Annotated in this window: 7 protein-coding genes and 1 pseudogene; all 8 read left to right on the forward strand. The window is 41.0% G+C overall.

Features of this window, described 5'->3' with window-relative positions:
* Positions 1-245: hypothetical protein (locus AC075J_RS13965; RefSeq protein WP_476390443.1), on the forward strand; the 245-nt coding region annotated here is incomplete at its 5' end.
* A 265-nt stretch (positions 246-510) separates the two neighbouring features.
* Positions 511-834: a hypothetical protein gene (locus AC075J_RS13970; RefSeq protein WP_020993674.1), complete on the forward strand. Its 324-nt coding sequence runs from the start codon at positions 511-513 to the stop codon at positions 832-834.
* 75 nt (positions 835-909) lie between these two features.
* Positions 910-1,020 carry a hypothetical protein gene (locus tag AC075J_RS13975; RefSeq protein ID WP_243101548.1) on the forward strand — a complete coding sequence of 37 codons (111 nt, stop codon included), beginning with the start codon at positions 910-912 and terminating at the stop codon, positions 1,018-1,020.
* Between the two features lie 292 nt (positions 1,021-1,312).
* Positions 1,313-2,221, forward strand: a complete 909-nt coding sequence (locus AC075J_RS13980) for an Abi family protein (RefSeq protein ID WP_008707599.1) — start codon at positions 1,313-1,315, stop codon at positions 2,219-2,221.
* A gap of 589 nt (positions 2,222-2,810) precedes the next feature.
* Positions 2,811-2,990: a hypothetical protein gene (locus AC075J_RS13985; RefSeq protein ID WP_226839776.1), complete on the forward strand. Its 180-nt coding sequence runs from the start codon at positions 2,811-2,813 to the stop codon at positions 2,988-2,990.
* Between the two features lie 19 nt (positions 2,991-3,009).
* Positions 3,010-6,600 (forward strand): hypothetical protein, encoded by a 3,591-nt coding sequence (locus tag AC075J_RS13990; protein ID WP_020993676.1) that lies wholly within the window; start codon positions 3,010-3,012, stop codon positions 6,598-6,600.
* Between the two features lie 319 nt (positions 6,601-6,919).
* Positions 6,920-8,845, forward strand: coding sequence for a DNA gyrase/topoisomerase IV subunit B (locus tag AC075J_RS13995; RefSeq protein WP_118330354.1), 1,926 nt, complete (start codon positions 6,920-6,922; stop codon positions 8,843-8,845).
* A gap of 72 nt (positions 8,846-8,917) precedes the next feature.
* A pseudogene (locus tag AC075J_RS14000) lies at positions 8,918-10,662 on the forward strand (DNA gyrase/topoisomerase IV subunit A); the annotation flags it as partial.

The following is a 10,662-nucleotide window of genomic DNA, read 5'->3' on the forward strand; positions in this document are numbered from 1 at the left end:
GCAAAAATGCCACAGGTTATGAAATCCTGCTCGGAAACAAATACAAAACCTCCGCAGGTGAGAAATATCCGGTTAAGAAATATCTGAAACGTACAGAAGGCAAAAACACCGTAACTGTAACCTTTACAAACGTAAAGAAAGGCACCTGGTATGTGACCATACGGGCATGGAACCAAACCTCCAAAGACAAATCCAGAGCTTACAGTCCATACTCCACAATGAAGAAATTCAAGACAAAGAAATAGCTTCTGTTTCTTACAAATATTTCTACTGTAAAGATTGTTCTGATTCTGTTTTCTGCAAAAGAAATAAGAAATATTGAGATATTAGGAAATCATAGGATTATAATATTTAACATCAAAAACAGGATTGAGTTTATTCTGCTCAATCCTGTTTTTGCCATATTCCCTTTTTCTTTAAAGTTTATTATATGAATCCGCAGGAATAAAAAAGCTGATTTCTATTTGCAGTAATTCACTTGCCTGCTATAACAGGGAGTCTTATTGCCTTGTGATAGACGAGCTGGATTCTGGTATTTATGAGTATTTACTGGGAGAATGCCTGGAAGTTATGCAGGATAAAGCTAAGGGACAATTGATTTTTACATCACATAACTTACGCCCATTGGAGATCCTTGAAAACGATTCTTTGCTTTATACGACTGTGAACCCCGAGAATTGCTATATAAAATCTAGTTATATTAAAAATACGCAAAATACCCGGTTATCTTATTTGCGGACGATCAAGCTTGGCGGGCAAAAAGAAAAACTCTACAATGAAACAAATATATATGAGATGGAGCTTGCTATGAGGCGGGCAAGAAGGCAGTACTGACCAATGGATTTATAAAAAAATCGCAGAAGACACCAAAGGCAGAAAAAGAACTGGCAAAGAAGTATAAAGCAGATTATGAACGGAACAAGAAATCCCAGCCTGAGTATAGTGAAAAAACTTGCACAGGGATTAGGGATGCAATTAAAGCTGGAATTTGTTCTGATGCCAACCAAAAATAAAATGTAAAGAGTATGAGAAAATAGGAACCGCAGGAATTCATATTATATAATAGGTACGTATATCAGTAACTATGAATATTTGACAGGTGTATCATCATTATTATCTGCAGAGACCTGACATTGGGATACCCCATGTCAAAATAGGCATAATCTCAAAAAAACAATGGAAAGTTGCCGATTTTTACAAAAGAAAGCTTGACAGTAACATCGGAAACTGTATAATAATATTAACAGAACCCACCACGCCTCTGATTTTTCATGCGCAACCCGGTGGGACTTTTTCATTTATGGGGTGTTTTATGTATCAATATCCAAAACAAATATTAACAATAGAACAACAAGTGCAATCTTATGTAGATGCAGGAATGGAGATTACATCTTATGAAGATGTAGAGAAGGTATTAAAGACAATTGGGTTTTATCGTTTGAGAGGCTACTCGTTTCATTTATATGATAATACTACAAAGAAGTATGTTGCGGGAACAAAGTTTAAAGATATTATAAAATTGTATCAATTTGATCAGGAATTATCTGCTTTGATTTTTTCAATGATTTCTAAGATTGAGGTTGCTTTGAGAGTGCGATTGGTGGAATCATTACTTGTGCACGGAGAACCACTTGTTTTGCAAGATTCATCAATTTTCAAAGAGAAAAAACGATATTGGCAGAATATGTCTACTGTAGCATCAGAAATTGCTCGATCTAATGATGTGTTTATAAAACATAATTTTGATAATCATGATGGAGAGGTGCCTGTATGGGCAGCTGTTGAAGTTCTTTCATTTGGTACGCTATCGAAGATAATTAAGAATTTGAAAACAGGCACTGGAAGTTCATATTCTATCTTGGCGTTAAACTACCAGTATAAATCAAAAAAAGGAAATTTGGTAAAACCATCACAGAAAATGCTTGCTTCATGGATACAGAGCGTTTCAGTATTGCGCAATATGTGTGCTCATAATTCCAGAATTTATAATCGCACAATACATACGACACCGGAAATTCTGGATGTAGATAAGGTTGTGCCATCGCCAGCACATAATGGTTTGTATCAAATCTTACTGGCGATGAAGTATCTGCGCTCATCCGATGAGGAGTGGGTGACATTTGTAGCTGCTTTCGATAAGCTGATTCAAAATAATATTGATGTAGTCAGTCTTACAGCAATGAATCTTCCGGCGGATTGGAAGGCACACTTAAGTGTATAAATGCAGCAGGAAGGCATAAAATAGTAAAGCAGACCTACCCAAGCTTTTTTGCTCAAACCGGTTAGGCCTTCGGCGGAGTGTTACGATAAGCACTTCGCCATTTTTTATGATTGGAAACAAACCGAATTTTAAGAGGGTATCATTACATTACCTCTCTATATGGTAGCATTTTTCGATATTTAACCGAATCAAGTAAGTCCCCTGCTTCAATTGCAAAAAGCAACAAGCAGTGGGTAGGCTATTCCATTTCCGCTCCCTATTGCTGGTTTGATCTTCCGCAGTTCGATACAATAATATAACCTGTTTTTTTCTCTTTTGGGAGCTGTTTCGGCAGCTCTCAAATTTTTTTTGAAAAATTTGATTTTCGGGTGAGAGTTTTTCGCTTTTTTTGTACCTATATAAGTGAAAGACTTTTAACACTGTTTTTGGGGAAGGAGGTTGGAGGCATGTACGATACAGAAAAGAGTATCGAATTGGTAAAAAAGCGAATGCATGAATACCACTGCCGCCAGGAGCGGCGCACAGTCTGCCGTCTGTCCGTTCTGTGTGCCCTGTGCTGTTCCTGTCCCTTGTGGGGGCAATGGGGATCATGCAAAGCCGGCCAATAAACGCCACGGGAATGTACGGCACAATTCTGCTGCATGAGGGCGCAGGCGGCTATGTGTTGGTGGCTGTCATTTCCTTTACTGTGGCAGTTGTGATTACCGCATTATGTATCAAATTCAGAAAAAGAGAACAAAAGAGTCAAGACGCAGAAGATCATGTATAAAGAAAGGAGAGGTGAACGTATGAAGAAAAAGTTATTAGCCGGGATTCTGGCGCTTGCACTGTGTTCCACCAATATGCCCCCCCAGACCATATTTGCGGGGGAATTTACTTCAGGAAATCCGGATGTAGTGTCTGAGGAAGATACTCCAGAGATTTTTACCAATGAGGAGCAGGAAGCAGCAGGAGAGACAAATGAGGACTTGTTTGTATTCAGTTCGGAGGAGGCTCCTGAATTTAACGATACCCCCGATGAGGCAATGGCTGCTACGGAAAATGCACAAAATGGAGTAATTGATTTAACTGAGGATGCTAATGTTACGGACGGAGTTTATACCATAAATATAGCAGAAGATTACAAATTCACATGCAAGAAAAGTCCGGAAACGTCAAATAGAATTGTGGTTGATGGAACGAATACTTCAGAGCAAGACAACATCAACATTTATCTTGATAACGTAAATATCAAAACATCTGCTGGTTCGGCACTGCAAATAAATAATAATGTTAAAGCTACAGTTACTATCTATTTAACAGGCATAAATAACCTTACAACAACTAATCAAAGCTCTGCTGGTTTACAGAAAGATAACGAAGCTCAGCTTATAATAACCAATGCTTCAGACACTACTACAGGAATCTTAAAAGCTAGTAGTGATGGGAGTGGGTATGGTGCCGGAATTGGTAGCGGCAATTACGGATCTTGCAAGAATATTACCATTAATAGTGGTTTTGTAGATGCTAAATCTAAGTTTGGTGCTGGAATCGGTAGCGGCCATCAGGGATCTTGCGATAATATTACCATTAAAAGTGGTTCCGTAAATGCTAAATCTATGAATGGTGCCGGAATTGGTGGCGGCCATCACGGATCTTGCAATAATATTACCATTAATAGTGGTTCCGTAAATGCTAAATCTATGCATGGTGCCGGAATTGGTAGCGGCAATTACGGATCTTGCAATAATATTACTATTAAAAGTGGTTCTGTAACTGCTAGTTCCACGAGTGGTGCCGGAATTGGTGGCGGCCTTTACGGATCTTGCAATAATATTACCATTAGTGGCGGTTCTGTAAATGCACAAGTTGGTTGCACTCCTCACCAGAATTTGGATAGCTCTGGTAGCTACGACCCTAAAAGCCCTGAAGTGTATCTCTGCGTTATTCCTAATACAAAAACTAAATCAGTAGCTATAGATAATAAAGTCTGGGAACCATCTAATCATAAAGCGGTTGAATCTACGAATACAAATCTATATGCATGGCTAACCGGAGAAGATCATCTTATAACTGTTGAAAAAGAGACTAAAAGTTATATCTTTAATTCAAATTCAGGGACATTTAGTGAAGGTAAACGTGATGTTACCAGTGATATTTTTGAATTTAACGGTTCTGAGTTTACTTATGATGGAAACACACACTCTCCTAACATCACTACGAAGAACAACATTAAAGGTGTAGGAAACTTCACTGTAAAATATTTCAAGGAAGATAATTTGCAAGCCGAGATAAACGAGCCTAAAGATGTTGGTACTTATATTGTAAAGATTACTGCTGTAGAAGAGGGCGATTTTTACAATGCATATTCTGGTTATTTAACAAACGACAATTGGAAATTTGCTATTAATCTTACCCCTACAATTACTACATATAAAGATGAGTATGATGGAAATCCTCATCCAGTTATCAGTATTGAAGAAAGTACAATTCCACCAAATAGTATTATTGAATACAGTGTTGATAATGGACAAACATGGTATATTTTGAATTCTAACGATAATATTCCTACTGTAAGTACGGTAAGGGAAGCAGAAAATACTAAAATTTTTATACGGATATCCAATTTCAATTCCAATTCCAATGATGATACCTGGACTTCACAAGAATATCAAGCAATCATCAAGCGAGCAACCTCAACACCAAATTTTCCATCAATAGACACAATCTCCGTTCCATGGTCCTGTAAGAAAGTAAAAGATATTGATCCTAATTCTCTTCCTCAAAACTGGAATTGGCAGGCAAACGATGCAAATAATGATTTACAGGTTGGAAATAATTCTGCTACCGCAATTTACAATGGCAGTGATAAGGGAAATTACGAAAAAGAAACTTTCACTTACACAATCATCAGAAAGGAATGTGAACACAAAAATACCGTGGGATGCTACTACTCCTCTCCATCCTGTACTTCCAACGGTTACAGCGGAGATACCTATTGTAACGACTGCGAGAGAACCATCTATTACGGCTCCACGATTTCCGCATACGGCCATGACTATGATAACGGTGTTATCACTACAGAACCAACTGCCGAAACCGACGGAATCATAACTTACACCTGTAAACGATGCAAACATCAGGATACAAAAAACCTCGGAAAACTTGGTGACGGGGAACCTTATATTGAGGGAAGTTTCCAGAAGAAAGGCTGGGATGCTGTCAACGGTCTGATCAAGACTTCCAAAGAAAAAGATACCATTTCCATTACCCTGAATGGTGCCAAGGTACTTCCTGCCACTGTTTTATCCGAAATAAAAGGCAAAGATATTTCCCTGAATCTCGATATGGAGAATGGTTTCATCTGGAAGATCAACGGTACTTCCATTACAGCAGAAACACCTGCGGATATAGATCTTTCTGTTACAAATACAGAAGAATATATTCCGGCAGCATTATACAGCCTGATATCCACAAATCAGAATGATTTCGGTTTCCATCTCGGAAGAAACGGAGCTTTCGATTTCCCGGCTGTGCTTTCTGTAAAGGCAGATGCTTCCTGTGCAGGACTTATGGCAAATCTGTTCTGGTATGATGCTGAGAATGGGGTTCTGCAGTGCATCCAGACTGTAACTGTAGGCGGTGCATTTGAGCGCAGTATTCCATATGCTGACTTTGCCCTTTCCAAAGGACAGGATTATTTCATAGCATTTGGTACAGAATCTCTCAATGGAAGAGTTATTCACACAGACGGAAGTATCACAGATGAAAACGGCGCATACCTGCGACCTGCCAACACAAAGATTTCCAGCCATTCCATTGACAGAAACAAGCTTACTGTCAAACTTTCCAAAGGATGTGCAGGTGCTCAGGGTTATGACTTCGTGATCAGTAAGAAATCAAATATGCTCCAGACCGGGAAATTCAGCCAGACCGTTTCCTCAACCGGCAAGCCACAGGCATCTTTCAGATATCTGGCAAAAGGTACCTGGTATGTGGCAGCCCGAAGCTGGGTTCTGGATGCACAGGGCAATAAGGTCTATGGTTCCTGGACAAAGGTTAAGAAGATCAAGATCACTGTTGTCACACCGCAGCAGCCAAAGATCAGGAATATCACTGTAAAAGGAAACACTGTGACTGTTACTTACACAAAATGCAAAAATGCCACAGGTTATGAAATCCTGCTGGGAAACAAATACAAAACCTCCGCAGGTGAAAAATATCCGGTTAAGAAATATCTGAAACGTACAGAAGGCAAAAATACCGTAACTGTAACCTTTACAAACGTAAAGAAGGGTACCTGGTATGTGACCATACGGGCATGGAACCAAACATCCAAAGACAAATCCAGAGTTTACAGTCCATACTCCACAATGAAGAAATTTAAGACAAAGAAATAGCTTCTGTTTCTTACAGATATTTCTACTGTAAAGATAATGCCAAACAGCCTTGTAGGCAAATGAAACAGTTGACAGCTGAAAAAACCAATGATAAGATAAATGCACTCAAATTATAACAGAACAGGCTTACAGTCAGAAAAGGATCAGAATTTCGGTTCTGATTATTTTTTGTGTTTTATTCCGTTGACAAGGGAAAGTTCGCACTTGAAAAAGAATAAAAACTGGGTTATAATACGAACAAATGTTTGTAATGCAAAAAATCATTCCCGGATTTACAGTAAGCAATCCGGTTGATAGAAAGAAAGGAAATGTAACAGACATGGCAAAGAAAAACACCTATGATGCAGGGAGCATCTCTGTCCTGGAAGGTCTGGAGGCGGTTCGTAAGCGTCCGGGAATGTACATCGGAAGTGTTTCACGAAAAGGATTAAATCATCTCATTTATGAGATCGTAGATAACGCAGTAGATGAACATCTGGCAGGATACTGCAGTCTGATCCATGTAGTTCTGGAGAAAGATGGTTCCTGTACAGTAACAGACAACGGACGAGGAATCCCGGTAGATATGCATGAGAAAGGAGTATCGGCAGAGAGACTTGTATTTACAACTCTTCATGCAGGCGGTAAATTTGATAATTCTGCCTATAAGACCAGCGGAGGACTTCATGGAGTAGGCTCTTCGGTTGTGAATGCCCTGTCTACATATCTAGACATTAAGATCAGTCGTGACGGATATGTGCATCATGATCACTATGAACGGGGAATCCCGACCATTGAACTTGAGGAAGGGTTGCTGCCGAAGCTGGGTAAGACCAGACAGACCGGAACCAGTATCAATTTCCTGCCGGATCCGGAGATTTTTGAAAAGACCAGATTCTCAGCAACAGAAGTAAAGAGCAGACTTCATGAGACTGCATATCTGAATCCGGAACTGACTATTCGCTTTGAGGATAAAAGAGGTGCAGAGGTCGAGGATATTACCTATCATGAGCCGGACGGTATCATTGGATTTATCAAGGATCTGAATCACAGTGCAGAAGTCCTGCATGATCCGGTTTACCTGAAAGGGGAAGCAGACGGCATTCAGGTAGAGGTGGCATTCCAGTTTACCAATGAATTCCGTGAGAATGTACTGGGCTTCTGTAATAACATTTACAATGCAGAGGGCGGTACTCATCTGACCGGATTTAAGACTACATTTACTACAGTCATGAATACTTATGCGAGAGAGATTGGTGTTCTTAAAGACAAGGATCCGAACTTCACAGGTGCAGATATCCGTAACGGAATGACAGCAGTTGTTTCCATCAAGCATCCGGAACCTCGTTTCGAGGGACAGACCAAGACAAAGCTGGATAATCAGGATGCATCACGCGCAACCGGAAAGGTTGTAGGAGAGCAGATGGTACTTTATTTTGACAGAAATCTGGAGACTCTTAAGACCATCCTTTCCTGCGCAGAGAAAGCAGCAAAAATCCGTAAAACAGAGGAGAGGGCGAAGACGAATCTTCTGACAAAGCAGAAATATTCCTTTGATTCTAACGGAAAGCTGGCAAACTGTGAAAAAAAGGATCCTTCCCAGTGTGAGATCTTTATCGTAGAGGGAGATTCTGCGGGAGGTTCCGCAAAGACTGCCCGTAATCGTAATTATCAGGCGATCCTTCCTATCAGAGGCAAGATCCTGAATGTGGAGAAAGCAACCATTGATAAAGTGCTTGCCAATGCGGAGATCAAGACCATGATCAATGCATTTGGATGTGGATTCTCCGAAGGATACGGAAATGACTTTGATATTACGAAGCTTCGTTACGACAAGATTGTGATCATGGCTGATGCCGATGTGGATGGGGCGCATATTTCCACACTGCTCCTGACTTTATTCTATCGTTTCATGCCGGATCTGATCACTGAGGGACATGTGTATATTGCCATGCCGCCATTATATAAAGTCATGCCTAAGAAGGGGCAGGAGGAATACCTGTACGATGATAAGGCACTGGAGAGATACAGACGTGCCCATAAGCCGGGAAGCTTTACTCTTCAGAGATATAAAGGTCTGGGCGAGATGGATGCGGAGCAGCTCTGGGAGACTACTCTGAATCCGGAAACTAGAATGATGAAGCGGGTGGAGATTGAGGATGCGAGACTTGCATCAAGTGTGACAGAGATTCTGATGGGAAGCGATGTCCCGCCGAGAAAGAAATTTATCTATGAGCATGCACAGGATGCAGAGCTGGATATCTGATTTCGCCGGAGTGTTATGTGGAAATTAAGACAGATACATGGATATGTGTCTGAGATGGAGGAAAGAAATTAAATGGAAACAAAACAGGAGAATGTGATTCCCACCGACTATGCGGAGGTCATGCAGAAATCCTGATATAGATTATGCCATGAGTGTTATTATCTCCAGAGCCCTGCCGGATGTGCGTGACGGATTGAAGCCTGTACAGAGAAGAACCCTGTATGATATGTATGAACTGGGCATCCGTTATGACAGGCCATACAGAAAATGTGCCCGTATCGTAGGGGATACCATGGGTAAATATCACCCCCACGGTGACAGTTCTATCTACGAAGCGCTTGTGGTAATGGCTCAGGATTTTAAGAAAGGCAAAACACTGGTCGACGGACATGGAAACTTCGGTTCCATCGAGGGCGACGGTGCAGCTGCCATGCGATATACAGAAGCCAGACTGGAGAAACTGACACAGGATGTTTTCCTCGAAGATCTGGATAAGAATGTGGTAGATTTTATGCCGAACTTTGATGAGACAGAGAAGGAACCGGTGGTACTTCCTGTCAGAATCCCGAATCTGCTGGTAAACGGAGCAGACGGTATTGCAGTCGGTATGGCAACCAGTATTCCACCTCACAATCTGGGTGAAGTGGTAGATGCTGTAAAAGCATATATGAAGAATAACGACATCAGTGTCAAAGGGCTGATGCGCTATCTCAAGGGACCGGACTTTCCGACAGGTGGTCTGGTAGTAAATAAAGATGACCTGCTCAGGATTTATGAGACAGGAACAGGGAAGCTCCGTGTCAGAGGTAAGGTGGAGACAGTGAAGCTCAAAGGCGGCAGACAGCAGCTTGTGATCACGGAGATTCCTTACACAATGATCGGTGCAAATATCGGAAAATTCCTGAATGATATTGCGTCTCTTGTGGAAAACAAGAAGGCAACAGATATCGTGGATATTTCCAACCAGTCTTCCAAAGAGGGAATCCGTATTGTTCTTGACCTGAAGCGTGACGCAGATGTAGAGAATCTTACAAATATGCTCTATAAGAAGACAAAGCTGGAAGATACTTTTGGCGTGAATATGCTGGCAGTTGCGGATGGCAGACCGGAGACTCTGAGTCTGAAGCAGGTGATCGAGCATCACGTAGATTTCGTATTCGATGTCACGACCAGAAAGTACACCACACTTCTGAATAAAGAGCAGGAGAAGAAAGAAATCCAGGAAGGTCTGATCAAGGCATGTGATGTGATCGACCTGATCATCGAGATTCTGCGAGGAAGCAAGAACAGAGAACAGGTAAAGAAATGCCTGGTTGACGGTGTGACAGAAGGAATCAGGTTCAAGAGCAAATCAAGCGAGAAAGCTGCGCAGAAGCTGCATTTCTCAGAAAAACAGGCAGCTGCGATCTTGGATATGCGTCTGTACAAACTGATCGGTCTGGAGATCGAGGCACTTCAGGCAGACTATGCAGAAACAATGAAGAACATTGCCATTTATGAAGATATCCTGAATAATTATGATTCCATGGCAGAAGTGATCATGAAAGAACTGGATCAGATTAAGAAAGAATACGGTACGAAACGCCGCACAGTGATCGAGAATGCAGAAGAAGTTGTCTATGAGGAAAAGAAGATGGAAGAAATGGAAGTCACATTCCTTATGGACCGCTTCGGATATATGCGGACCATTGATAAGTCTGCATATGAGAGAAATAAAGAAGCTGCCAATGCAGAGAACAAATATGTGTTTAACTGTATGAATACAGATAAGATCTGTATCTTTACAGATAATGGAAAGATGCACAGTATCAAGGTGG

Source organism: Blautia sp. ZXY-1-C6 (assembly GCF_056339875.1).